This is a genomic window from Roseovarius sp. MBR-6, from assembly GCF_040547525.1.
In the GTDB taxonomy this organism is placed as follows: Bacteria; Pseudomonadota; Alphaproteobacteria; order Rhodobacterales; family Rhodobacteraceae; genus Roseovarius.
The window spans coordinates 81463-105497 of the sequence record NZ_JBEPPW010000006.1; the positions used below are offsets into that span (position 1 = coordinate 81463).

Annotated in this window: 27 protein-coding genes, 1 tRNA gene and 1 riboswitch; of the genes, 17 read left to right on the forward strand and 11 right to left on the reverse strand. The window is 66.6% G+C overall.

What is annotated here, in order from left to right:
- Positions 1-52 precede the first annotated feature (52 nt).
- From flaF to ABIE57_RS09825, 4 genes are all read left to right on the forward strand, one after another.
- On the forward strand, positions 53-430 hold the full coding sequence (gene flaF / locus ABIE57_RS09810; protein ID WP_354538834.1) for a flagellar biosynthesis regulator FlaF: 378 nt from the start codon (positions 53-55) through the stop codon (positions 428-430).
- Positions 427-834, forward strand: a complete 408-nt coding sequence (gene flbT / locus ABIE57_RS09815; RefSeq protein WP_354538835.1) for a flagellar biosynthesis repressor FlbT — start codon at positions 427-429, stop codon at positions 832-834. Before flaF ends, flbT begins: the two co-directional genes overlap by 4 nt.
- Positions 831-1625, forward strand: coding sequence for a DUF1217 domain-containing protein (locus ABIE57_RS09820; protein WP_354538836.1), 795 nt, complete (start codon positions 831-833; stop codon positions 1623-1625). Before flbT ends, ABIE57_RS09820 begins: the two co-directional genes overlap by 4 nt.
- A 192-nt stretch (positions 1626-1817) precedes the next feature.
- Entirely contained in the window at positions 1818-3482 is a 1665-nt protein-coding gene (locus ABIE57_RS09825) for an ABC transporter permease (RefSeq protein ID WP_354538976.1), read from the forward strand.
- Positions 3483-3590: 108 nt separating this feature from the next.
- Here the strand turns inward: ABIE57_RS09825 and ABIE57_RS09830 are convergent, their stop codons facing one another.
- Complete coding sequence (locus ABIE57_RS09830; RefSeq protein ID WP_354538837.1) at positions 3591-4196, reverse strand: flavin reductase family protein; 606 nt, start codon at positions 4194-4196, stop codon at positions 3591-3593.
- 91 nt (positions 4197-4287) lie between these two features.
- Here ABIE57_RS09830 and ABIE57_RS09835 point away from each other — a divergent pair, with 91 nt between their 5' ends.
- Together ABIE57_RS09835 and ABIE57_RS09840 are read left to right on the forward strand one after the other, a co-directional pair.
- A complete protein-coding gene (locus tag ABIE57_RS09835) occupies positions 4288-4770 on the forward strand; it encodes a GNAT family N-acetyltransferase (protein WP_354538838.1) in 483 nt (160 codons plus the stop codon).
- A gap of 51 nt (positions 4771-4821) precedes the next feature.
- On the forward strand, positions 4822-5595 hold the full coding sequence (locus tag ABIE57_RS09840; protein ID WP_354538839.1) for an EcsC family protein: 774 nt from the start codon (positions 4822-4824) through the stop codon (positions 5593-5595).
- 62 nt (positions 5596-5657) lie between these two features.
- Here the strand turns inward: ABIE57_RS09840 and ABIE57_RS09845 are convergent, their stop codons facing one another.
- Entirely contained in the window at positions 5658-6827 is a 1170-nt protein-coding gene (locus ABIE57_RS09845; RefSeq protein ID WP_354538840.1) for a MalY/PatB family protein, read from the reverse strand.
- Positions 6828-6923: 96 nt separating this feature from the next.
- On the opposite strand from ABIE57_RS09845, the gene def (ABIE57_RS09850) reads away from it, so the two are divergent.
- Together def (ABIE57_RS09850) and def (ABIE57_RS09855) are read left to right on the forward strand one after the other, a co-directional pair.
- Positions 6924-7442 carry a peptide deformylase gene (def, locus tag ABIE57_RS09850; protein ID WP_354538841.1) on the forward strand — a complete coding sequence of 173 codons (519 nt, stop codon included), beginning with the start codon at positions 6924-6926 and terminating at the stop codon, positions 7440-7442.
- The gene (gene def, locus ABIE57_RS09855; protein ID WP_354538842.1) at positions 7439-7927 is read left to right on the forward strand and encodes a peptide deformylase; all 489 of its coding nucleotides are present in this window, start codon (positions 7439-7441) and stop codon (positions 7925-7927) included. The genes def (ABIE57_RS09850) and def (ABIE57_RS09855) overlap by 4 nt, the downstream gene beginning before the upstream one ends.
- Before the next feature lie 50 nt (positions 7928-7977).
- Here def (ABIE57_RS09855) and ABIE57_RS09860 read toward each other — a convergent pair whose 3' ends face one another.
- The gene (locus ABIE57_RS09860) at positions 7978-8466 is read right to left on the reverse strand and encodes a peroxiredoxin (protein WP_354538843.1); all 489 of its coding nucleotides are present in this window, start codon (positions 8464-8466) and stop codon (positions 7978-7980) included.
- A 90-nt stretch (positions 8467-8556) separates the two neighbouring features.
- Between ABIE57_RS09860 and ABIE57_RS09865 the strand changes: the two genes are divergently transcribed.
- The 4 genes from ABIE57_RS09865 (at position 8557) to ABIE57_RS09880 (ending at position 11281) form a co-directional block, all read left to right on the forward strand.
- Positions 8557-9759, forward strand: coding sequence for an NAD(P)/FAD-dependent oxidoreductase (locus tag ABIE57_RS09865; protein ID WP_354538844.1), 1203 nt, complete (start codon positions 8557-8559; stop codon positions 9757-9759).
- Positions 9756-10313: a 16S rRNA (guanine(966)-N(2))-methyltransferase RsmD gene (gene rsmD / locus ABIE57_RS09870; protein WP_354538845.1), complete on the forward strand. Its 558-nt coding sequence runs from the start codon at positions 9756-9758 to the stop codon at positions 10311-10313. The genes ABIE57_RS09865 and rsmD overlap by 4 nt, the downstream gene beginning before the upstream one ends.
- 281 nt (positions 10314-10594) lie before the next feature.
- Complete coding sequence (locus ABIE57_RS09875; protein ID WP_354538846.1) at positions 10595-11110, forward strand: hypothetical protein; 516 nt, start codon at positions 10595-10597, stop codon at positions 11108-11110.
- 71 nt (positions 11111-11181) lie between these two features.
- A tRNA-Pro gene (locus tag ABIE57_RS09880) sits at positions 11182-11281 on the forward strand.
- Positions 11282-11788: 507 nt separating this feature from the next.
- Here the strand turns inward: ABIE57_RS09880 and holA are convergent.
- Genes holA through leuS form a run of 3 tightly spaced genes read right to left on the reverse strand, consistent with a single transcriptional unit; the run spans position 11789 to position 15835 of the window.
- Positions 11789-12814, reverse strand: coding sequence for a DNA polymerase III subunit delta (holA, locus tag ABIE57_RS09885; RefSeq protein WP_354538847.1), 1026 nt, complete (start codon positions 12812-12814; stop codon positions 11789-11791).
- Entirely contained in the window at positions 12811-13302 is a 492-nt protein-coding gene (gene lptE, locus ABIE57_RS09890; RefSeq protein WP_354538848.1) for an LPS assembly lipoprotein LptE, read from the reverse strand. The genes holA and lptE overlap by 4 nt, the downstream gene beginning before the upstream one ends.
- Complete coding sequence (gene leuS / locus ABIE57_RS09895; protein WP_354538849.1) at positions 13289-15835, reverse strand: leucine--tRNA ligase; 2547 nt, start codon at positions 15833-15835, stop codon at positions 13289-13291. The genes lptE and leuS overlap by 14 nt, the downstream gene beginning before the upstream one ends.
- 149 nt (positions 15836-15984) lie before the next feature.
- Here leuS and ABIE57_RS09900 point away from each other — a divergent pair, with 149 nt between their 5' ends.
- Entirely contained in the window at positions 15985-17223 is a 1239-nt protein-coding gene (locus ABIE57_RS09900) for a glycosyltransferase (protein WP_354538850.1), read from the forward strand.
- Positions 17224-17229: 6 nt separating this feature from the next.
- Here the strand turns inward: ABIE57_RS09900 and ABIE57_RS09905 are convergent, their stop codons facing one another.
- On the reverse strand, positions 17230-17709 hold the full coding sequence (locus ABIE57_RS09905) for a DUF3576 domain-containing protein (protein WP_454283731.1): 480 nt from the start codon (positions 17707-17709) through the stop codon (positions 17230-17232).
- 133 nt (positions 17710-17842) lie between these two features.
- On the opposite strand from ABIE57_RS09905, the gene ABIE57_RS09910 reads away from it, so the two are divergent.
- On the forward strand, positions 17843-18496 hold the full coding sequence (locus ABIE57_RS09910; RefSeq protein WP_354538852.1) for a YggS family pyridoxal phosphate-dependent enzyme: 654 nt from the start codon (positions 17843-17845) through the stop codon (positions 18494-18496).
- On the opposite strand, the gene ABIE57_RS09915 is transcribed toward ABIE57_RS09910, so the two are convergent.
- On the reverse strand, positions 18487-18993 hold the full coding sequence (locus tag ABIE57_RS09915) for a L,D-transpeptidase family protein (protein WP_354538853.1): 507 nt from the start codon (positions 18991-18993) through the stop codon (positions 18487-18489). The two genes, ABIE57_RS09910 and ABIE57_RS09915, sit on opposite strands and share 10 nt — an antisense overlap.
- A gap of 297 nt (positions 18994-19290) precedes the next feature.
- Here ABIE57_RS09915 and ABIE57_RS09920 point away from each other — a divergent pair, with 297 nt between their 5' ends.
- Entirely contained in the window at positions 19291-19515 is a 225-nt protein-coding gene (locus tag ABIE57_RS09920; RefSeq protein WP_354538854.1) for a DUF1127 domain-containing protein, read from the forward strand.
- Positions 19516-19737: 222 nt separating this feature from the next.
- Here ABIE57_RS09920 and ABIE57_RS09925 read toward each other — a convergent pair whose 3' ends face one another.
- Positions 19738-20004 (reverse strand): hypothetical protein, encoded by a 267-nt coding sequence (locus tag ABIE57_RS09925; protein ID WP_354538855.1) that lies wholly within the window; start codon positions 20002-20004, stop codon positions 19738-19740.
- 75 nt (positions 20005-20079) lie between these two features.
- Positions 20080-20281: riboswitch (cobalamin riboswitch) on the reverse strand.
- A gap of 119 nt (positions 20282-20400) precedes the next feature.
- Between ABIE57_RS09925 and ABIE57_RS09930 the strand changes: the two genes are divergently transcribed.
- Both ABIE57_RS09930 and ABIE57_RS09935 read left to right on the forward strand, forming a co-directional pair.
- Positions 20401-21660 (forward strand): glycerate kinase type-2 family protein, encoded by a 1260-nt coding sequence (locus ABIE57_RS09930; RefSeq protein ID WP_354538856.1) that lies wholly within the window; start codon positions 20401-20403, stop codon positions 21658-21660.
- An 83-nt stretch (positions 21661-21743) separates the two neighbouring features.
- Positions 21744-22124, forward strand: a complete 381-nt coding sequence (locus ABIE57_RS09935) for a hypothetical protein (RefSeq protein ID WP_354538857.1) — start codon at positions 21744-21746, stop codon at positions 22122-22124.
- An 81-nt stretch (positions 22125-22205) separates the two neighbouring features.
- Here the strand turns inward: ABIE57_RS09935 and ABIE57_RS09940 are convergent, their stop codons facing one another.
- Entirely contained in the window at positions 22206-23363 is a 1158-nt protein-coding gene (locus ABIE57_RS09940; RefSeq protein ID WP_354538858.1) for a glycine cleavage T C-terminal barrel domain-containing protein, read from the reverse strand.
- A gap of 160 nt (positions 23364-23523) precedes the next feature.
- Positions 23524-24015, reverse strand: a complete 492-nt coding sequence (locus ABIE57_RS09945) for an Lrp/AsnC family transcriptional regulator (protein WP_354538859.1) — start codon at positions 24013-24015, stop codon at positions 23524-23526.
- Between the last annotated feature and the right edge of the window lie 20 nt (positions 24016-24035).

A 24035-nucleotide genomic window follows, 5' to 3' on the forward strand; every position in this document is an offset into this window, starting at 1 on the left:
TGCCCCCTGACCCCACCGCCGGATGTCATGCGCAGTTTTGGAAGGACAGAACGTGACCGCAGTTTTCAAGGCAGAGGCCGCCTACAGGGCTCAGGGTCAAACCGTGCGGACCGCCCGCGCGCAGGAATACGACGCGCTCGCCCGCGTCACGCGCCGTCTCAGGATGGCCGAGCAGACCCGCGCGTCGGATTTCGGTCAGCTGGCCGCCGCCATCCACGACAATCAGCGTTTGTGGACCATCTTCGCGGTTGACGTGGCCGATCCGCAAAACGGGCTGTCCGTGCCGTTACGTGCGCAGATCCTCTCGCTGGCGGAATTCACGCGAAGGCACAGCGGTCAAGTTCTGCGCGAAGCGGCATCCGTCGATCCGCTGGTGGATATCAACACCGCCGTGATGCGTGGTCTTTCGGGTGCGGGAGCCACGCAATGAGCCGTCTCATCCTCAAGCTGGCCCCCAAGGAACGTGTCCTCGTGAACGGCGCGGTGATCGAAAACGGGGATCGCCGGTCGCGCCTGTCGGTGATGACCCCGGATGCGCGCATCTTGCGCCTGCGTGACGCGATCCATCCCGACGAGGCCACTACGCCTGTGAGGCGCGCCTGCTTCGCGGCGCAACTCGTGCTTTCGGGTGACGCCGCTCCTCGTGACATGCGCCAGCAGATGCTGCGCCGCATAGAGGAGTTGAGTCAGGTTTTGCGCGACCCCGACAGCCGCGCGCTGCTGACCCGTGCCAGCGAGGCGCTTCTGGCCGAAGAGCACTATGCCTGCCTGAAGGCGCTTCGCGCGCTTTTGCCCAGAGAAGCGCGGCTTATGGCCCATGGCGGTCCAAGATGACCTTCGCGCCGGTCGTCCCCTTGGGTGGCCTCGTCGGCTTTGCCCTTCTGAGCCGTACGCTTGACCGGCAGACCGAGCTTTTCAACGCCGCCCCGGCGCTTCGGCGCGATACCGATCATTTCGCGCAGACCATCGCGGGCGTTCAGACGGCGGCCGATCTCGTCGCGGATCGCCGCCTCTTGCGCGTGGCGCTCGGCGCGTTCGGCCTTCAGGACGACATCGACAGCCGCGCCTTTGTTCGCGCGATCCTCGAACAGGGCACCGAGGACGACAAGGCGCTTGCCAACCGCCTGTCGGACGATCGCTATCGCCGCTTTGCCGATGCGTTCGGCTTCGCCGCGCCCGACGGGCCGCGCACGGGCGACGCGGGATTTGCGGCGCAGATCATCGAGCAATTCCGGCGGCGCGAATTCGAGGTCGCAGTGGGTGAACAGGATACCGCGCTGCGCCTCGCCCTGAATGCGGATCGCGAGCTTTCGGCGTTCGGGACCGATGCGGAGTCCGACAACGCGCTGTGGTTTCGCATCCTCGGCACCCCGCCGCTCCGGAGCGTGTTCGAGACCGCGCTTGGCCTGCCGTCCAGCTTTGCCCAGATCGATATCGATCGTCAGCTGGACGAACTGCGCACCCGTGCGGCGCGGCAACTGAACATCGAAAGTCCCAGAGACCTTGTGGACAATGACCTGCGTGAGGGACTTTTGCGGCAGTTCCTCCTGCGCGATCAGATTTCGTCCACAGCGGTTCTGTCCTCACAAGCCATAGCGCTGAGCCTGTTGCAAGGGGGCCGATGACCGGGCGTGATTGCATGCAGGGCCATTGCGGCACACCAGCGCGCGTGATCGGTCATGTCGATCGCGGGCCGCCGGTCATCGTGATCGGCTTGACAGGGCGGGACGCAATTGGCAGGTGCAGGGGGCGACGTGTATCAGTCGGCGGCGCAGGCCCCCTGGCCACGCGCCAACAAGGATCGGAGCGCCAACGTCATGGGCGAACGCCTTCTTCATCGCCTTGCCTGGGTCGTCGTGGCGCTCTGCCTCGCGCCGATTGTCGCGGCGGTGCTGGCGGCGCTGTCAGGGGATCTCGAAACCTGGCGCACGGTTCTGGCAACCGTCCTGCCGCGCTATACCCTCAACACGCTGAAGCTGGTGGTGATCGTGGGGGTCAGCACGGCGGTGATCGGATCGCTCACCGCCTGGCTGGTGACGGTCTATCGCTTTCCCGGCGTGCGGGTGCTGGAGGTGGCGCTGGCGCTGCCGCTGGCCTTTCCGGCCTATGTCATGGCCTACGCCTATACCCATTTGCTCGACCATCCCGGCCCCGTGCAAACCGCCTTGCGTGCGCTCACCGGCTGGGGGCCGCGCGATTACTGGTTCCCGGAGGTGCGCAGCCTTGGCGGCGCGGCGCTGATGCTGAGCATCGTGCTTTATCCTTACGTCTACCTTCTGGCGCGCGCGTCGTTCCGCCAGCAATCGGCCAATGCGTTTCTGGTGGCGCGCACGCTGGGACGCTCGCCGGCATACGCGTTCCGCAGGGTGGCCCTGCCGATGGCGCGGCCCGCGATCGCAGGTGGCGCGCTGCTGGCGATCATGGAGACGATCGCGGATTTCGGCACCGTCGCCTTCTTCAATGTGCAGACCTTCGCCACCGGCATCTACCAGGCCTGGTTCAGCCTTGGCGACCGGGCGGCGGCGGCGCAACTGGCGCTTTGCCTGCTGAGTTTCGCGCTGCTTCTGGCGGGTCTCGAGCGCGCGAGCCGGGGCCGGATGCGCACCGCCGGGCGCGGCGCGCGGTTCGAGACGATGGAGCGCCCGCGCCTCACCGGGCTGGCGGCGGCGGGGGCGTTCACGCTGTGCTTTCTGCCGGTGCTTCTGGGTTTCGTCCTGCCGGTGATCATGCTGGGCGTGATGGCCCTGGGATCGGGGCAGGACCTGCTGTCGCCGCGCTATCTCGGGTTCATGACGAATTCGCTGACGCTTGCCGCCGTGGCCTCGGTCCTGACGGTGCTGGGGGCAATCCTTGTGGGGTTTCGCGCCCGCACGCGGCCGGGGCGTGTCTCGCGCGGGCTCGTGCTTGGGGCGGGGCTCGGCTATGCGGTCCCGGGGGGCGTGATCGCGGTGGGGTTGATGGTGCCGATGGCCGCCTTCGACAATGTGCTTGACGCCTTCATGCGCGAGACCTTCGGCATCCGCACAGGCCTTCTGATCACCGGGTCGATCTGGCTCATGGTGATGGCCTATGTGGTGCGCTTCATGGCCGCCGCCCTCAACGCCTATGACAGCGGCATGGCGACGGTGCCGCTGCATTTCGACGCGATCGGGCGCTCTCTGGGCCAGCCGGGTCCGCTGCTTCTGGCGCGGGTGCATCTGCCGGTGGCGCGGGCCTCGGTGCTGACCGCGCTGCTTATCGTCTTTGTCGATGTCATGAAGGAACTGCCCGCCACGCTTATCCTGCATCCGTTCAATTTTCAGACGCTCGCGGTGCAGGCGCACCGGCTTGCTGCCGATGAGCGGCTGGCCGAGGCGGCGGTGCCGTCGCTGGTGCTGGTGGCGTTCGGCCTTGTGCCGGTGCTGATCCTGTGCCGGACGCTCGGCCGTGACGGGCGCTCGGAGCGCGCGGCGCGGCTGGGTGCGGCGATCTCGGCGGGGTGAAGCAATTTCAGAAAAAGTCGATAGACTTTTCCGGTGTGACAATTGCGCGAAACAAGGTCGCAAGGCGTTTCGATGTTTCAACGAAAGACCGAAACGCTTGAAGCGGGGCTATTCTCCGGGGCGGCGGAGACTGAATTTCTCGCGGATCACGGCGTAATCCTGATACCCAAGGCGCGTGAGCGGGTTGAACCGCGTCACGTCGAAAATTCCGTCCACAAGGCAGTCGTCGCGCAGATGCACGCCTGTGACCTCGCCGAAGACGACGAAATTCGCCTCACCGGGCAATTGCACGATCTGCGTCAGCCGACATTCGAGGGCGGCGGGGGCCGCGGCCACGCGGGAACAGGCGATGCTCTTGCACTCCGCCTTTTCGAGACCGGCATCGACAAACTCGTCCACGCCGCGATCCCATGCGCCCGAGCTGCGGTTCATCGCATCGGTCAGCGCCTCGCTGACGATATTGACGCAGAACACGCCGGTCTCGCGGATATTGGCGACGCTGTCCTTGGTGTCGCCCCGGTCCTCCTTGACCGAGGTCGAGGCGAACATCACCTGCGGCGGCACATAGGCCACGGCGTTGAAGAACGAATAGGGCGCGAGATTGTCGTGCCCGTCCGCCCCGCGCGAGGAAATCCAGCCGATGGGGCGCGGCGTCACCACCGCGTTGAACGGGTTGTGCGGCAGGCCGTGGCCATCCTCGGGGCGGTAGAACATGTGTCACTCCATGGGCTTGGGCGGTTTGTGCCAGAGCTAACGCCGTGCTAGGCGCTTGGCCAGTCGATTCTCGGGGGGACGCGGGCGCGCCATGATCGAATTGCGGCACGAAGAGCCTGCGGACCTGTGGGAGGTCGAGGCGCTTTATGACCTTTGCTTCGCGCCGGGGCGCGAGGCGCTGTCGTCCTACCGGTTGCGTGACGGGGTGGCCCCGGTGGCGGAGCTCTGCCTTGTCGCGCGCGAGGACGGGATCGTGGCGGGCGCGATCCGCTACTGGCCGGTGCGGGTGGGCGGCGCGGAGGCGCTGCTTCTGGGGCCGGTCGCGGTGCATCCCACCCATCAGGGCGAGGGGCTTGGCGGCTGGCTTATCCGCGAGAGCCTCGAGCGCGCGCGCGCGCGTGGCTGGGCGCGGGTGATGCTGGTGGGCGACGCGCCCTATTACGGGCGCTTCGGCTTTGCGCGGCTCGCGGCGGTCGAGATGCCGCCGCCGACCAACCCGGCGCGCGTGCTGGGGCTGGCGCTTGTCCCCGGTGCCTGGGACGGGATCGCGGGTGCCGTGACGCGGGCCGCTTGAAATCGGGGCTGCGCGCGGTCATCTCTAGCAAGGCTGGGCGAGGGCGACGTGATGGAAATATTGGGCAGACCGCCGGAGAGGGCCGCATTTGACGCGCGGCTTGACGCGCTGGTGGCGCGCAATGCGCGCGCCAGCGGCGGCGTGATGGAGGTGCTCAACCTCATCGGCACGCAGGCCGAGGGGTTGCTGGACCGCCTGCCGCCCGAGGCGCGCACCCGCATCGGCACGGTGACCGAGCGCGCGCTCCATCACGCGGCAGAGGCGGCGCATGGCACACGGGCTGCGGTGCCGGACCTGCCGGGCTGGCGCGCGCGGCTTTTGACCACGGCGATGGGGGCGGCGGGCGGCATGGGCGGCCTGCCCACGGCGCTGGCGGAACTGCCGGTGACTGTGACCGTGCTCATGCGCGCCATTCAGGACGTGGCCGCCGATCACGGATTTGACCCCGCCGAGCCGGGGGTGCGGTTCGATTCCATCGCGGTTTTCGGGAGCGCGGGGCCATTGGCCAGCGATGACGGGGCCAATCTCGGCCTCATCGGCACGCGGGTGACGCTGACTGGTGCTGCGCTGAGGGCGCTCATTGCGCGAGTGGCACCGCGCCTTGCCACGGTGCTGGGGCAAAAGCTTGCGGCGCAGACGGTGCCGGTTCTGGGGGCGGCGGCGGGGGCGGCCACGAATTACGCCTATACCCGTTATTATCAGGACATGGCCCATGTCCATTTCGGCCTGCGCCGCCTTGCCATCGACGCGGATCGCGAGATGGACGAGATGGTGGCGGCGTTCCGCGAACGGGCGACGCAGATCGACCGTCATCCTCCGGCTTGACCGGAGGAACTTTCGTTCAGGAGATCCTCGGGGCAAGCCCGAGGATGACGGCGGGCAAACCGCTACTGCAAATCCGCAAACGCCGCCCTGAGCCGCGCCACCGCCTCGGCCACCCGTGCGCGCGGCGTGGCGATGTTGAAGCGCAGGAATGTCTCGCCGCCGGTGCCGAAGGTCGGCCCGTGGTTGACGCAGATGCGCGCCTCGCGCTCCACCCTGCGGGTGAACTCGGCGCGGTCCATGCCGGTGCCCGCGAAATCCACCCAGGCCAGGTAGGTCGCCTCCAGCGGCATCGAGTGCAGGCCGGGAATGGCGTTCACGCCGGCATCAAACAGCGTGCGGTTGCCGTCGAGATAGGCACAGAGCGCATCGACCCAAGTCCCGCCCTCGGGCGAATAGGCGGCCTCTGCCATAGCGATCCCGAAGGAATTGGGCGAAAGCCCAAGCGCCGCCATCCGCACCGCGAAGCGCGCGCGCAGCCCCTCGTCAGGAATGATGACATTGCCGGTATGCCCGCCCGCGATGTTGAAGGTCTTGGTGGTGGCGGTCATCATCACCAGCCGGTCCGCGATCCCGTCGATATGCGCCATCGGGATATGGCGCTGCCCGGGCATCAGCAGGTCATGATGGATCTCGTCGGAGACAAGGATCAGATCGTGGCGGCGGGCGAAATCGGCCACGCCCTGCAATTCCGCGCGGCTCCAGACGCGGCCACCGGGATTGTGCGGCGAGCACAGGATCAGCATACGCTCGCGGCCCGTCATCAGCCTGTCATAGGCGTCGAAATCCATCTCGTAGCGGCCCGCAGTGTTGACCAGCGGACATTCCCGCACCTCGCGCCCCGCCGCGCGAATGACACGGGCAAAGGCATGATAGACCGGGGTGAAGATCACCACGCCGTCCCCCGGCGCTGTAAAGGCATCGACGCAAAGCCCGGTGCCGTTGACGAGGCCGTGGGTGGTGAAGATCGCGTCAGGGTCCACCTGCCAGCCGTGGCGCGTCTCCATCCACCACTGAATCGCGGCGCGATAGCCCGTATCGTCGCCGTAATAGCCGTAAATCCCGTGATCGGTCATCGCGCGCAGCGCCCCTGTCACGCAGGCGGGCGGGCGGAAATCCATGTCGGCCACCCACATGGCGATTCCGTCCTCGGGCGAGATCCCGTATTTGGCCTCCATCATGTCCCATTTGTCGGAATGGGTGTCGCGCCGGTCGATGATCTCGTCGAAATTCATGGGGGTCTCCGTGGATTGCACGGGCGCAGGCTAGACGATTGGGCGGCGGCTGCAAGGACGTTGCGCAAGCCGCTTTGATCCCCTAAATCAGCCACCATGAAACGGCCCATCCTCATACACCCCGACCCGCGCCTCAAGAAGGTCTGCGCGCCGGTGAGCGAGATCACCGATGATCTGCGCACCCTGTCGCGCGACATGCTCGAGACCATGTATGATGCGCCCGGCATCGGCCTTGCCGCGCCGCAGGTGGGCGTGCTGACGCGGCTCATCGTGCTTGATTGTGTAAAGAGAGAGGCGGAGGCCCCGCGCCCCATCGTGATGATCAATCCCGAGGTGGTGGCCGCGTCCGAGGAGACGCGCGTCTACGAGGAGGGGTGCCTGTCGATCCCCGAGCAATATGGCGAGGTGACGCGGCCCGCGGAGGTCGAACTGCGCTGGACCGGTATCGACGGGACTGAGCATCGTGAGGGGTTCGGCGGGCTCTGGGCCACCTGCGTGCAGCACGAGATCGACCACCTCAACGGCAAGCTCTTCATCGACTATCTGGGCGCGATGCGGCGGCAGCTGATCACAAGGCGCATGGTCAAGCTCAAGCGCGAGCAGGCCCGCGCGTGAGGGCGGTGCTGCGCTGGCCCGATGCGCGGCTGCGCAGGGCGGCAGAGCCGGTGGCCGGGATCACCGACGCGGTGCGCGCGCTCTGGGACGAGATGATCGAGGTGATGGAGGCAATGCCGGGTGTGGGCCTTGCGGCGGTGCAGTTGGGCGAGATGCAGCGCCTTGCCGTCGTCGATGCCAGCGAGGCGCGCGGTCAAGTCGTGCGCATGGCCAACCCCGAGATCCTTCACGCCAGCGCGCAGTTGCGCGACCACGAGGAGGCCAGCCCCTGCCTGCCCGGTGTATCGGCGGTGATCACGCGGCCCCGCGCAGTGACGGTGCGGTATCTGACTGCGGCGGGCGCGGTCGAGGAGCGCGATTTCGTCGGTCTCTGGGCCACATCCGTGCAGCACCAGATCGACCACTTGCAGGGGCGCATGTTTTTCGACCGGCTGAGCCGGGTCAAACGCGACATGCTTTTGCGGCGCGCCCGCAAGTCGGGCTGACGTGGTCAGGGGCGCGCGCCCGCCGCAGGGCAGCGCGCGCGCTGCCTTGCTCAGATCGCGGCGAGCAGCGATTCGCCCGCCGTTACCTCGCAGGTGCCGGGGCTTTGCTCGACATGAAGCACGGTCACGGTGCCATCCTCGACCGCCATGGCATAGCGCTTGGAGCGCGCCAGAAGGCCCGCAGGCGGTGCGCTGAACTCCATCCCGATTGCCGAGGTCAAGGCGCTTTGCGGGTCGGCCAGCATGGTGATCCCGGCCTCTGTGGCCCCTGTGGCCTCGCCCCAGGCCTTCATCACGAAGGGGTCATTGACCGAGACGCAGACAATCTCGTCCACGCCCTTGGCGTCGAACGCGGCCTTGGTGCGGATGAAGCTGGGCACATGGGCCGCGGAACAGGTGGGCGTATAGGCACCCGGCACGGCGAAGATCACCACCTTGCGCCCCTTGGTCAGGCTGGCAAGGCTCACCTCTTCGGGGCCGCTTGCGCCGAGACGCAAGAGCGTGGCATCGGGCAGTTTGTCGTTGGTGGAAATGGTCATGGTCGAATCCCTCCTGAGATGTGTTTGCGGTTGGATGTAACCATAGGCCGGTGCTAGGCAAGGGGCCACGGTAAAACGAGGGGGCGCGCGATGGCGGGTGTGGTGGTGATCGGGGCGGGGCAGGCGGGGGCCGCGCTGGTGGCCGGGTTGCGGGGCGGTGGATATGACGGCGCGATCACGCTGATCGGCGAAGAACCGGTGCCGCCCTATCAGCGCCCGCCGCTGTCGAAGAAATACCTGCTGGGCGAGATGGCGCTGGAGCGGCTCTATCTGCGGCCCGAGAGCTATTATGCCGAAGCCGGGATCAAGCTGCGTCTGAACACGCGCGTGACCGCCATCGACCGCGCGGCGCAGGAGGTGGTGACGGGTGCGGGGCGCATTGGCTACGCGCATCTGGTGCTGGCCACCGGCTCGGTCCCGCGCCGTCTGCCACCTGCGATGGGAGGCGATCTGGGGGGCGTGCATGTGGTGCGCAGTCTGGCGGATGTGGATGCGATGGCACCGGGCTTCGTCGCGGGCGCGCGGGTGCTGATCGTGGGGGGCGGCTATATCGGGCTGGAGGCGGCGGCGGTGGCGGCGTCACGCGGTATGGGGGTCGTGCTGATCGAGATGGCCGCCCGCATCCTGGGGCGCGTCGCCGCGCCCGAGACCTCGGACTATTTCCGGGCGCTGCACGCCCGTCACGGTGTTGAGATCCGCGAAGGCGTGGGGCTGGAGCGCCTCCTCGGCGAAGGCCAAGTGCGCGCCGCGCGGCTCTCGGATGGCCGCGAGATCGCCGCCGACATGGTGATCGTCGGCATCGGTATCGCGCCGGATACAGCGCTGGCCGAGGCGGCGGGGCTCGTGATCGACAACGGCATCGCGGTGGACGCGCAGGGGCGCACCTCCGACCCTGCGATCTGGGCGGCGGGCGATTGCGCCGCTTTCCCGTATCGGGGCGGGCGGCTGCGGCTGGAAAGCGTGCCCAATGCCATCGACATGGCCGAGTGCGTGGCCGGAAACATCCTGGGGCGCGGTGCCGCTTATGTGCCGAAACCGTGGTTCTGGTCGGATCAATACGACGTGAAATTGCAGATCGCGGGGCTCAATACCGGATATGACCGGGTGGTGACGCGCGCGGCGGGGGGGGCGTATTCGGTCTGGTATTTCCGGGGCGCGGACCTGGCTGCCGTGGACGCGATGAACGACCCGCGCGCCTATATGGTGGGCAAGCGGCTGATCGAAGCGGGCCAAAGCGCCGATCCGGGCCGCGTGGCCGATCCCGCGGCCGATCTCAAGGCGCTGCTCGGGTGAGGATCATCGGCGGCGCGCATCGGGGGCGGGCGCTCGCCAGCGTCGGCAAGGGGGACGCGGGCGCGCATCTGCGCCCGACCTCGGACCGCGTGCGCGAGGCGCTCTTCAACGTGCTGGCGGGCGGCTATGGCGATCCGGTGACGGGCGCGCGCGTGCTGGATCTTTTTGCCGGCACCGGCGCGCTCGGGCTGGAGGCGCTGTCGCGCGGGGCGGAGTCGGCGACATTCATCGAGAACGGGCGCAAGGCGCTGGCCATCCTGCGGCAGAATATCGCCCTGTGCCGGGGCGAGGCGGCGTGCCGGGTGGTCGCGGCGGATGCCCGCGGGCCGGGGGACAACCCCGGCGCGCCGCACGACCTGATCTTCCTCGATCCGCCCTATGGCAAGGGGCTGGGCGAGGCGGCGCTCTCGGCGGCGCTGGCAGGCGGCTGGATCGCGCCCGGCGCGCTGATCGTCTGGGAAGAAAGCGCCGCCATCGCGCCGCCAGAGGCGCTGCGCCTCATCGAGGAGCGGCGCTATGGGGCGACGATGATCCGGTTTCTGGAGGCGGGGTAGGGGCGGGGTTCAGCTTGGCGGCACACCGCCGCCCAATCCCCACAAATTTCCAGACATAATCTCGGAATACACCTTGGCCGCCCAAGGCCCGCCTTCTGCTCCCCCTTACTCATCGGCGCTCGTTCTTAGCTTGCGGGCGACTTCTTTAAGCTTGTCGAGTTAGAATTCCTGTTTCCCGCCATTATAGTAACGTTATTAACGCAAGCGCCCTTGCGCCCCGTAAGCGCGTTCGTTATATTGAGGCATGAAACGCGCAGACTTTGCATAAGGAGATTCGCGCCATGAGGAACGCAAACGATTTCGAAGGTCGGATAATCCAGCTTCTGCGCGAAGCGGAGAGATTGAGCTTTGAGCGCGGTTACGCCGAGGGCGTTGATAGCGCCAAGGCAAAAATTCTCGCTGCGATAGGCGCGGACGCGGCCGTATTCGATAACGCATCGCCGAGCGATCACACGCCTTATGCTGACGCAGAGCGAAGCGAGGCGGTTCAAGAACGCAAGCGCGCGCCGCGTGGCTTGCCTCGCGCTTTGACCATTCGCGCGCTTCGCAAATTTTCTAATGGCGCAACCCCACAACAAATTTTGGATGCTGCTGAAACAGAATTTGAACGGATGATTGCTGTGTCGTCCGTTCGCGCAGAACTTCGGCGAGGGCAAGAGGAAGGCCGTTACATTGAAATCGACGGGCTCTGGCATCTTGCAGAAGGGTTTGAAGCAGAGGACGGCGCTTTGCGGGTACAGTCCTCTGCTTCGGGAAACGACGATGACAAAGGAGGTAAATCCATGCCCCCGCCGTAACTTTTTAGATCGGTAGCACCGATCTGACCCCGCTCCTGACAAGGGATATCCTGTCGAGGGGCGGCCACCACGCGGATGTGGTGAAATGGTAGACACAGTGGCTTTGGAAGCCACGGGGGCCGCAGTCGAAAGCATTGCCCCGTGCCGGTTCAAGTCCGGCCATCCGCACCACGCTTATACACCGGATGAACATGCCATGCAATCATTTGCGTGTCTGTACATACGGAAGGCGTCTGTTTGCAATGGCGCGTAACGTGAGGCCAACGTTCTCTGCGCCTGTACGCTATACTGCTCACAGTTGTTATAGAAAAACTCAAAACCACCAGTATAGTGGTGAGGGCGCTTGTTGGTTGCGGTTGACAAACAGCATTTTTAGTGTCACGGACGAGTGCCGCGTGCCAATAGCGCCGCTGCCAATCGTGGTCGACGACATTACCACCGCACCCACAATCTTACTAAAATAATATGCCCCCCCCGTTCAGAGCACTCAGCATCCGCCGATCTTCGCGCATGCCACAACTCGGGTCATCTCGGGCCCATTCCCCCAAGTCCGGCGTCCGCCGTGTTAATCCCGGCCCTGCCCAAATCCGCACCGACGCAATACCGACGCGATACCGATCCTGAATTGCATGCGATGTCAGCGCATTAACCATGATTTGCACGGCAATGCGGACCCCCTCACCGCGCCGCCAGCATCGCCAGCCGAATGAGCGCGCGCTCCACCAGCGCCATTTCGGGGGCGCGCTGCGCGGCGGAGCGGAGCGTGAGGTCGGTCTCGGTCAGGATGCCAAGCGCCTGTTCCAGCCGCGCCGCGCCCCAGTTTTGCGCCTGTCGCAGCATCTGGTCGCGGCGGGGGCCAAAGACCGGCGGGCGCAGCCGGTTGATACCCTGTCCTGCCCCGCCGGGATCGGCCGCCACCATATAGAGCGCGCGGAAATGGCGCGCGGCCCCGATGCAGAGGCCCACGGGCTGCACGCCCTGCGCCTTCAGACGCCGCAGGACCGGTGCGATCTCGCCCGTGCGCCCCTCGGCCACGATGGCCAGCACCTCGTCCAGATCGGCCTCGGTCGAGGCAGGCGCGCAGGCGCTGATGTCCCGGGCCGAAAGCGGCGCGGGATCGCCGGTCTTGTAAAGGGCCAGTTTCTCGACCGTCTGGCGAAAGTCACCGGGATCGAGCGCGCGCGACAGCGCCAGAAGATCGCCCATGACCGGCCCCGGAATATCGCGCAGCCCGGCGCGGGCCAGCACCGCCTCGATCTCCTCGCGGGAGGGCGGTTCGTCATAGATGCCGACGGCATAGGCGTTGGGGTGGCTCTCGAACGCCTTGCGCAGCCTGGCGGTCGCCTTGAGCTGACCGGCGGTCACGACGATCTGCGCGTCGCCCGCCTGCCAGTCGGCCAGCGCGGCAAGGATCGGCTCGGCCAGCGCCTCGGTCGCGTCCTCGGCAAAGGCCACGCGCGGGCCGGGGAAAAAGCCCCGCGCTTTCACCGCATCCAGAAAAGCCGCCGGATCGCGCCGCAGATCGGCGGCAGGCAGGCGCGTCAGGCGCATCTCTTCCTCTGCATTGGGGCCAAGCAGGGCGGCGATGACCTCCTGCCGCCTGAGCGCCACGCGCATCGCGTCCGAACCATAGATCAAGAGGCCCGCGCGCCCCGGATCGGGCCTCGAGAAATAACGCGGCGCATCGCGGGCCGAGAGTTTCATTCCGGCAGGGTGCGCGCCGTCGCGGCAAGCCGGGTCAGAAGCTGATCGGCCAGCATGGTCATCAGCCGCGCCTCGGCATCGCGCTCGGCGGCCTGCGTGGCCACGGGCGTGTCGAAGGTGGAATAGCCGGTGAAATTCTCGACCGTGCCACGGGTCACGACCGCGTCGGTCTGGCGGTCCTGCACGGTGTAATCCACCCGCCCCAACAGGTTGAAGCGCAAGGTGATGTTGCTGCGGTCGATCGAGATGGAGCGTTTTTGCAGGCTGATCGCGGGTGTCAGGACATAGCGCGCATCCGCCGGACGACCCAGCCGTCCCTCAAGCTCTTGCGTGAGCAGAAAGCCCGGGCGCGTGTCGGGCGGCGCGATCTCTATGCGCCCCATCAAGGCCGCGCCGCCGCCGCCGGGCGCGTAGGCGGGCGCAAATCCGCACCCCGCCAGCGCGGCAAGGCCCGAGAGCAGAAAGAGGCGGCGGTCAGATGACGACATTGACGATCCGTCCGGGGACAACGATGATCTTTTTCGGCGCGGCCCCGTTTAGCGCCTTTTGCACAGCATCAAGCGCAAGGGCCGTCTTTTCAACCTCGGATTTTGCCATGTCACGCGGCACGGTGATTTCCGCGCGCCGCTTGCCGTTGATCTGGATGGGCAGGGTCACCGTCTCGTCAATCAGCATGGCGGGATCGGCCACGGGCCAGGGTGCCGTGGCGACAAGGCCCGCGCCGCCCAGCATGGCCCAGATATCCTCCGCGAGATGCGGGGTCATGGGGGCCATGAGTTGTGCCAATGTGCGGGCGGCCGCGCGTTTGGCACCGCGTCCCGCCTGCGATTTCATCAGCGTGTTGGTAAAGGCATAAAGCCGCGCGATGGCCGCGTTGAAACCGAAGGACTCAACGCCCTTGGCCACCTCGTCAATCGCCTTGTGCATCTCGCGCAGGAGCGCCTCGTCGGCCTCTGGCGTGGCCGTCTCGGGGGTGTTCTCGACCTCGGATGCCAGCCGCCAGACGCGGGAAAGATGACGATGCGCGGCCTCGGCACCCGAGGCGGTCCATTCCACGTCGCGCTCGGGGGGGCTGTCCGAGAGCACGAACCAGCGGGCGGTATCGGCCCCGTATTGGGCGATGATGGTGGAGGGATCGACGACATTCTTCTTGGATTTCGACATCTTGGCGGAGGGGATGATCTCGACCGGCGTGCCGTCCGCAAGACGGCCCTCGCTCACCTCCTCGGGCAGGTGATAGACCGGGCGATCTGCTGCGTCGCGGGTCTGGTAAATCTCATGCGTCACCATCCCCTGCGTGAAGAGCGCGTCAAACGGCTCGATGGCGCTCGGGGGCAGATGCCCGCAAATCTGCATCGCGCGGGCGAAGAAGCGGGAATAGAGCAGGTGCAGGATCGCGTGCTCGATGCCGCCGATATACTGGTCCACGTTCATCCAATACGCGGCCTCGGCCAGATCGGTGGGCGTGGCGGCGTGGGGCGCGGTGAAGCGGGCGTAATACCAGCTTGAATCGACGAAGGTATCCATCGTGTCGGTCTCGCGCGTTGCCGCCGCACCGCAGCGCGGACAGGTGCAATTCCGCCATGTCGGGTGCCGGTCGAGCGGGTTGCCGGGCAGATCGAAACTCACATCGTCGGGCAGGCGGATGGGCAGGTTTTCCTTGGCCTCGGGCACCACGCCGCAGGAATCGCAATGCACCACCGGGATGGGGCAGCCCCAATAGCGCTGGCGCGAGAGGCCCCAATCGCGCAGGCGGAACTTGGTCACGCCCTGGCCCACGCCATTCGCCTCGCAAACCGCAATCGCGGCCTCGATGGCCTCGGCCCCGGTCTGCATCTCCTCGCCCGCGATGGCGCGGGTATAGCGGACCACCTCGGGCTTGGGCGGGATATAGGGGCTGGCGGCCACGTCATGCGCGCCCTCGCGCGGCTGGAACGTGTCGATGATCGGCAACCCGTATTTCACCGCGAAATCATGGTCCCGCTGGTCATGCGCGGGCACGCCGTAGATCGCGCCGGTGCCATAGTCCATCAGGATGAAATTGGCGATCCAGACCGGCAATTCGCAGTCATTGTCAAACGGATGGCGCACGCGCAAGCCGGTGTCAAACCCGAGCTTCTCGGCCTTCTCGATGGCCTCTTCGGTGGTGCCGCCGCGCCGTGCCTCTGCACAGAATGCGGCCACCTGCGGGCTCTCGGCCTCCAGCCGCTTGGCCAGCGGGTGATCGGGCGAAATGCCGAGAAACGAGGCCCCCATCATCGTGTCGGGCCGCGTGGTATAGACCTCGATCCGGTCATGGCCCTCTGGCCCGTCGATGAGCAAGAAGGCGAATTGCAGCCCGCGCGAGCGCCCGATCCAGTTTTCCTGCATGATCCGCACCTTGGCGGGCCAGTTGTCGAGCGTGTCGAGCGCATCGAGCAACTCGCCCGCGAAATCGGAGATGCGGAAGAACCATTGCGTCAACTCGCGCCGCTCTACCTCGGCACCCGAGCGCCAGCCCTTGCCGTCGATCACCTGCTCGTTGGCCAGAACCGTCATATCGACCGGGTCCCAGTTCACCACGGCCTCCTTGCGGTAAACCAGCCCTTTTTCGAGGAAATCCAGAAACAGCGCCTGTTGCTGGCCATAGTATTCGGGGTCGCACGTGGCAAATTCGCGGCTCCAGTCGATGCTTAGGCCCAAGGGCTTCATCTGGTCGCGCATGGTGGCGATATTGGCGTAGGTCCAGTCCTTGGGGTGGCCGCCCGACGCCATCGCCGCATTCTCTGCGGGCATCCCGAACGCGTCCCATCCCATCGGGTGCAGCACGTTATGGCCGGTGGCGATCTTGTGGCGCGCGACCACATCGCCCATGGTGTAATTGCGCACATGGCCCATATGGATGCGCCCCGACGGATAGGGGAACATTTCCAGCACGTAATATTTGGGCTTCGTCTCATCGCGGGCGGCGCGGAAAATCCCGGCCTTTTCCCAGGCGTCTTGCCACTTCGCTTCGATCTCGGCGGGGGAATAGCGCGACATGGGCCGTGCCTTTCTTGCTCTCGTTTGGTGTTGGCAGGGGTGATAGGCGCTTCATCGCGCATGGTCCAGTGCCGAGGTGCCGAAACCGGGGGTTTGCGGGGGGGCAGGCGGGTGATTATAACCCTTGGGCGGGCAGCGCGGGCAGGTTCATGAAAATCCTCTTCATCCATCAGAATTTTCCGGGGCAATACAAGCATCTGGCCCCCCTGCTTGCGAAACAGGGGCATCACTGCGTGGCGCTTACGCTCCGGGTGAAGGAGGCAGTGACATGGCAGGGAGTGCGGGTGATCCCCTATGCCCTGCCCAAGCGGGACGGTCAGACGCTCCATCCGTGGCTGGTGGATTTCGACACCAAGCTCACGCGCGGCGAGGCGTGCTGGCGCGCGGCGCGCGCGCTGAAAGAGCGCGGCTATGTGCCTGATCTCATCCTTGCCCATCCCGGCTGGGGCGAATCGCTGTTCCTGCGCGACCTGTGGCCCGAGGCGCGGCTGGGACTTTATTGCGAGCTTTACCATCTCGCCGACTGGCCGCACCTGAATTTCGATCCCGAGTTTCCGAGCCGCGACCCCGAGGCCGAGCCGCTGCGCATCCGCATGAAGAACATCAACAACCTCCTGCATTTCGCCGAGGCACATGCCGGGATCAGCCCGACCGTGTTTCAGGCCGATACCTTCCCCGCGCCCTTCCGCGAGCGCATCACCGTGAGCCATGACGGCATCGACACGCTCAGCGCCTGCCCCATGCCCGATGTCCGGCTGGAGGTGGACGGCGCGGGCACGCTCACCCGCGACGACGAGGTGATCACCTTCGTGAACCGCAATCTGGAGCCTTACCGCGGCTATCACATCTTCATGCGCGCGCTGCCGCAGCTTTTGCGCGAGCGGCCCCGCGCGCGGGTGCTGATCGTGGGGGGCGACGAGGTGAGCTATGGCGCGCGCCCGCCCAAGGGGCAGACGTGGAAGCAGATTTTCATAGACGAGGTGCGCGGGCGCATCGCCACGCCGGACTGGGCGCGGGTGCATTTCCTTGGCCGCATTCCCTATGACCGGTTCCTGCGTCTGTTGCAGGTGAGCCGCGTGCATGTCTATCTCAGCTACCCGTTCGTGCTGAGCTGGTCGCTGATGGAGGCGATGGCCTGCGAGGCGGCGATTGTCGCGGGCGATACCGCGCCGGTGCGCGAGGTGATCACGCATGACGAGACCGGGCGGCTGGTGGATTTCTTCGACACCGGCGCGCTGGTGGCGGAGGTCTGCGCGCTCTTGGAGGATGCCGAGGCGCGGCGCGCGCTCGGTCAGGCGGCGCGACGGCTCATAGAGGCCCGTTATGACCTGCGCGGCATCTGCCTGCCGCGTCAGGTCGAATGGGTCACGGATATTGCCGCGATGTAGGCCGGATCAGAACTTGCCGGACTGAATGCGCAATTGCCGCGCACGGTTGAGGATCGCGTCCTCGACGGCGCGGGTGGTGGCAGCATCGACCGGTCCGCGCTGTGTCTGGAGCGCAACCTTGAGCGAACGCGCGTCAAGCGCGGGATCGCTGATGAGCACGGTCGCGCGATAGGCCTGACCACCGCCCGGCGGCACGCCGAACCCGGTGGAGATCACGCCGGTGAACGGATCGGCGGCTTCAATGGGAAGGAAATTCAGCACTTCCAGCGACGCGGTCCACAGGAACCGGTTGACCTTGACGGTTTCGCGCCCGCCCCGGAACGCATCGAGCAACGAGCCCTCGCCGGGATCGACCGTGCGTTCGCGGCCCGACTTGACGCGCATCGCATCTTCATCCAGTCGGGCGTTCTGGAAGGCGCTGCACCCGCCGAGCACCGCGAGACATGCTGTTGCAAGGCCGAGAAACTTGAGACGCGAAGAGATCATGGTATCGTCCGGTATTGTTTCCACCCTAGTATCCAAGCCGGTCAACCGGGGCAAGCCCGATGCGCGGGGCCTTGCGTGCGCCGCGCCGCGCGTGGCACTCAGGCGACAGGATCAAGGGCAACGGAGGCATGACATGGGGTTGAGCGAGATCACCGCGCGGATCGCGCAGGCCGAGGCGGATGCCGGACGCGCGCCGGGCAGCGTGACGTTGATTGCGGTCTCCAAGGTGCAGCCCGAGGCGCGGGTCGAGGCCGTTCTGACGCAGGGCCACCGTGTCTTTGGCGAGAACCGCGTGCAGGAGGCAGCCGAGCGCTGGCCACCGTTTCAGGCGCGTTTTCAAGGGGTCAGGCTGCATCTTGTCGGCCCGTTGCAAACCAACAAGGCACGGCAGGCCGTGGAGATGTTCGACGCGATCCACTCGGTTGACCGGCCAAAGCTTGCGCAGGCGCTGGCGCGGCTGGCGCAGGAGGCGGGGCGCTGTCCCGAGGTGTTCATTCAGGTGAACACCGGCGAGGAGGCACAGAAGGCGGGGATCGCACCGGGCGGGACCGATGCCTTTGTGGCCGAGTGTCGCGCGCTCGATCTGCCGGTCGTGGGCCTCATGTGCATCCCGCCGGTGGACGAGGAGCCGAGCCTGCATTTCGCGCTGCTGGCGAAACTGGCGGCGCGCAACGGGCTTTCGGGCCTCTCGATGGGCATGAGCGACGATTTCGAGCGCGCCATCGCGCAAGGGGCGACCCATGTGCGCGTTGGCTCGGCAATCTTTGGCGCCCGCGCCTACGGGTGAGGGGCGCGCACGATCAACCGCGCGCCAAAGGTGAGGCGGGCGGCGATGGTGCGCAGGTGGCCGGGGGCGAGCGCCACGCAGCCCGCGGTGGGATAGCCCGGTCGCCGCCAGCGGTGGATGAAGATGCAGGACCCGCGCCCGCGCACGGCAAAGGGCCAGTTCCAGTCGGTGACGATCACCAGATCATAGAGCGGATCCGCGCGGCGCAGCGCCTCGTGGCTGTGCGGGTAGGGGGCACGGACCATGAGGTTGTAATCCTCGTGCCCCGGATCGTCCGACCACAGATCGCCGGGGCGGATGGGGACCGCCCAATCGGCGGGGCGCGCGATGCGGTCGGGGCGATAGAGCATTCCCACGATGCGGTGGCTGCCTGCGGGCGTCGCGCCGTCGCCCTCGCGCTTGGCGGCGCTGATGCCCCCGCGCCCGATGGTGCAGGGATAGAGGCGGCCCTGAAAGCGCAGGCCAAGCGGGGTGAGAACCAGATCCTTCGGTGTCATGCCCTTTTGCTAGCATGTCTTGTGCGCCGGTCCAGCGGTTTCGGGAACGAACATCCCTTTATTAGCGCTATTGCTGCACATGCAAACTATACGTGCTGTGCTTAAATAGGCAGCGGATGCGCCTGAAAACTGTTCAATTGGTTAACCTTAGGTCAATTTTCGCCCATGCGTTTTCTGCATGGCAGAAATGTTCACGGTGGGTATTGTGCAGGTGCAGAAACAAGCTATCTTTGTCTCAACGAAGGGCGGCAGACGCGGGTTTGCCCCTCTAACGAAACGAAACGCAAGGATACGAAAATGGCACAGTCGATTGTCACGCGCCACAGCGCCGCCGTCTCGGTCGGCGAAGAGCTGCGCCGGGCCATCCATGCCGCAATGCAGCGGTTCGCCGATTACCGTGCCTACCGGCGCACGATCCGCGAATTGTCGGAACTGAGCGCTCATGATCTGGCCGATCTCGGCCTGCATCACAGCGAAATCCGGCGCGTTGCTTACGAATCGGTTTACGGCGCGCGCGCCTGAACCTCAAGAGATCGGCGGCACCTCTCCTCCTCCCGGGTGCAGCCGACACGGTCACGGGTTCCCTCTCCTCCTCCCTGGAGCCCGCGACCGGAAGACCGGGGCGCAAGCCCCGCAAGATCGCGAATGGCCCTCTCCTCCTCCCTGGGCCGGACGTGTCAGGAAGCGGCGGCCCCCTCCTCCTCCCTGGGGTCGCCGCTTTTCCTTTTTCCGGGTTGCTTTTCGTCAGTTGAGCCAGCGCGCGCGCCCGCGCCGCATCGGTGCGGGGCAGGGCAGGGCGGCCGTGCTCAAAAAATCGACAAAGGCGCGGGCCGCCGCGCTTTGCGCGCCCTGGGCGGCATCGCTCGTGAGCGCCTCGCGCGCCGTGTCGGTGGTGACGGGGCCGGGCGTGGCAAATACCCATTCAAGAAATCCCAGCCGCGCAAGCGCCTGCGCCTGTGCGCCGATGGCGGGGCTTTCCTCGAGCGCGTCGATGATTCGGGTCAGTGTCATGGTGGTTCTCCCCGGTCGCACCCCGGACCGGATGGGGCGAGGGGGAAGGGCGCGCGCGCCCGAATCGCCCCCCGCGATTGCGACAGTGCCGGGGCTGGTTTCCGGGCTTGGGGGGTGGGCCGTCCGGCCCGTGCGCTTCGGCGCCTTCCCGAGACCCGTGGTCCCAGTGGCATCGTGCCGAAACGCCCTCCCTTACCGTTGCGGGGGCAGCGCCGGTCTCTCACCGGCTTCCCAATTCTCCGCCCCGAGGGGCGGCACCCTGACCCACGCAGGCTACCAGCGTGTTTTTTCCCGGCAAGCGCAAATGCGGCGACACGGGACAGAAACCGGCGTGTGCCCTCTTTTGCAGGGGCCGTGCCCACGCTAGCGTGAGCCACCCAACTCAGGAGCCCGCCCGTGACCGATCCCGAGACCTTCTTGCGCGCACTCTTCGCGCGTGCCGTGGCCGTGGCCGACCCGATGCAGAGCCTCGCCGCGCATCTGCCGCCCCGCCCCGAGGGCCGCGTGGTGGTCATTGGCGCGGGCAAGGCAAGCGCGCGCATGGCCGAGGCGGTGGAGGCCGAATGGGGGCCTTGTGAGGGGCTGGTGATCACGCGCTACGGCTACGCGCGGCCCTGCGCGGGCATCGAGATCGTCGAGGCCGCGCATCCGGTGCCCGATGCGGCGGGGCTGGCGGCGACCGCGCGGATGCTGCGGCTGGTCGAGGGTCTTGGCGAAGGCGACACGGTGCTGGCGCTCATCTCGGGCGGCGCCTCGGCGCTATTGGTGCAGCCTGCGGGCGCGATCACGCTGGCCGAGAAACAGGCGGTCAACGCGGCACTTCTGGCCTCGGGCGCTCCCATCGGTCAAATGAACCTCTTGCGCAAGCATCTGAGCCGGGTGAAGGGCGGGCAATTGGCCGCCGCAGCCTTTCCTGCGCGGATGCTGGCGCTGATGATTTCCGATGTGCCGGGGGATGATCCGGGGATGATCGGCTCTGGCCCCACGGTGGGCGAGGCCAGCACGCCCGAGGACGCGCGCGCCATCGTGGCGCGTTACGGGATCGTGCTGCCCAATGCGGCCGAGGCGGTGCTGCGCGGCCCGACAGGGGTGGTCGCACCGGGGGATGTGCGCCTCAGTCGGGTGGAAAACGTGATTTACGCCGCCCCCTCGCAATCGCTGGCGGCGGCGGCGGATCTGGCGCGCGCCGAGGGGCTGCGGGTGGAGATCCTGGGCGACGATCTGGAAGGCGAGGCGCGCGAGGTGGCGCGTGACCATGCCGCGCGGGCGCGGGCGGTGCAACGCGCGCTGAAGGCCGGTGACGCACCGGTGCTGCTGCTCTCGGGGGGCGAGTTGACCGTGACGCGGCGCGGCGACGGGGTGGGCGGGCCGAATGCCGAATATGCGCTGGCACTGGCGCTGGCCCTTGGCGGGGCGGCGGGCATCCACGCGATTGCCTGCGATACCGACGGGGTGGATGGCGCGGCCGAGGTGGCCGGCGCGGTCATCGGGCCACAGACCCTGGCGCGCGCGCGCGCGGCGGGCGCAGACCCCGAAACGGCGCTGGCAAGCAATGACGCGCACGGGTTTTTCGGCGCGGTTGGTGGGCAGGTGGTAACCGGGCCGACGCTGACGAATGTCAATGATTTCCGCGCGATCCTGATTGCGCCCGCCTGACGTTCCGCGCGCGCGCGCGGAATCGAGTCGCATCCCGGGCCCGCTTTTGCGATACTGCACAAGTAATTTGAGGGAGATTGCCCATGAAACGCCGCGCCATTTTCGGACTTCTGGCTGCGCCGTTGCTGGCGATCGCGCAGCCTGTGAGCGCCGCCATCGTCAAGCTCGGCGCCGACGAGGTCGAGGCGCTGCTGGCAGGCAATACCATCGTCGGCACCTGGTCCGGCACGTCCTATCGCCAGTATTTCGCCCCGGATGGCACCACGCTCTATGTGCCCGAGGGCGGCAAGCCCGACGAGGGGCGCTGGCGCACCAATCCCGAGACCCACGATTACGAGAGCTGGTGGCGCAGCACCGGCTGGACGCCCTATGCGCTGGTGCGCACCGAAGACGGCGGGCTGGCCTGGGTCAACGGCGACCGGCTGGAGCCGTTCCGGGTGCTGGAGGGGCGGCAGGTCGAGTGACGCGGGGCGCTGTCCCGGCGGCGGCCTGCACGCGGGGGCGCGCAGGCCGATGTGATGCACAGCGCCTGACAGCGCCCGGGATCATCCCACGCGGGCGTCGGTGACTGCGCGCTCTTTCCTCGGATCGAAGAAGGGTTTCTCCACCACCGTGGCCGAGACCGGTCCGCTCGGCGTCGTGACATCAAGTCGAGTGCCCAGGTCGGCGCAGTCGACCGAGACCATCGCAAGCGCGATGTTCCGGTCAAGACGCGGCGAGTAAACCGCCGACGTCACGCGCCCCACGGTCGTGCCATCCTGCGCGACATCCCAGAACCGCGTATTGGGTCCGGCAAGGCGCGGGCCGTCGATCACGAGGCCCACCTGTTTGCGCGTCACACCGCTGTCGCGGATGCGGCGCAGGGCAAACTTGCCGATGAACTCTGCCTCCATGTCGGGGTTCACGAGCCGATCAAGGCCAAGCTCGTAGGGGTTGGTGTGCATGTCCGCATCGGCGTGATACGAGAGCATCCCGCCCTCGATGCGCCGGATCGTCGAGGTGTGGCCGGGCTTGAGGCCAAACGGCAGGCCCACGGCCATGATCCGCTCCCACAGCGCGTCGCCGCGGGTGCCGTCGAGCAGGTAGATCTCGTAGCCCAACTCGCTTGACCAGCCGGTGCGCGAGACGATCAGGGGAATGCCGTCAAGCTCCATCTCGCGCAGCCAGTAATAGCGCAGGTCCATGATCTCGTCGCCAAAGAGCGCACGCATGATCTCGCCGGATTTCGGACCCTGCAATTGCAGGGGCGAGACATCGGGTTCGCGGATCGTCACGTCCAGCCCGGAATGCACCGCCACCCCCTGCGCCCAGAGCAGGATGTCGCTGTCGGCGAGCGACAGCCAGAAATGGTTTTCGCCCAGCCGGAGGCAGATCGGGTCGTTGAGAATGCCGCCCTCCGCGTTTGTGATCAGAACGTATTTGCACTGTCCCACAGCCATGCCCGACAGATCGCGCGGCGTCAGCATCTGGGTGAAGCGCGCGGCGTCCGGCCCGGTGATCTCGACCTGCCGTTCCACACCCACATCGCAGAGGATCGCGTCATTGACGAGGGTCCAGAAGTTCTGCTCCGGATCGCCGAAATCGCGCGGAATATACATATGATTATAAACCGAAAATCCCTGCGCGCCCCACCGAACGGTGGCGTCGAAGAACGGGGATTTGCGGATCTGCGTGCCGAAGCCGAAATCGTCAGAGTGCATCATGTCGTCACCTCCCGGTCAGGTGCCCGGATTTCGGGCACAGTGTCTGTCTGGCCGGGGTGATATCATCGGAGGCGGCGTCGGCGCGGGCCGAAAATGGCCCTCGAACGCGACTGATCGGGCTGATTTTCGCCCCGATCCCGGAACATCCGGTCGCATGATCCTATGGGGCCTCTCCGCGCGCCAGTTTCAGGAGGTTGGGCTGGGTGGACTTGATTCGGCGGGTCGTGAAATAGGTCATGTAACGGTCGATCCCCAGATCGGCCGACAGCAGGGCCTCCATAAGCGTCTGGAAGGCCGCCATCGAGGGGGTGGCCACCGTCAGGATGTAATCGACGCCGCCGCCCGTGGCCACGCAACGGGTGACTTCGTCGATGGTGCGGATATGCGTTTCGAACCGGTCGAAATCGGCCTTGCGGTGATGGGACAGCGAGACGGTGACGACAACCTCGGTCACGTCACAGACCCGCTCGAGCGCGATATCGCCGTGATAGCCGCGAATGAAGCCCGCAGCCTTGAGCCGGTCGAGCCGCGCCCAGCACGGCGTGGGCGACAGGTTCACGATCTCGGCAAGCCGCGTCTTGCTGAGTTGGCCGTGCCGCTGCACCGCGTTGAGGATTCGCAGGTCGATGGCATCGAGACCGGTTTTCTTCATCGTCGGGCCTGTGTGCGGGT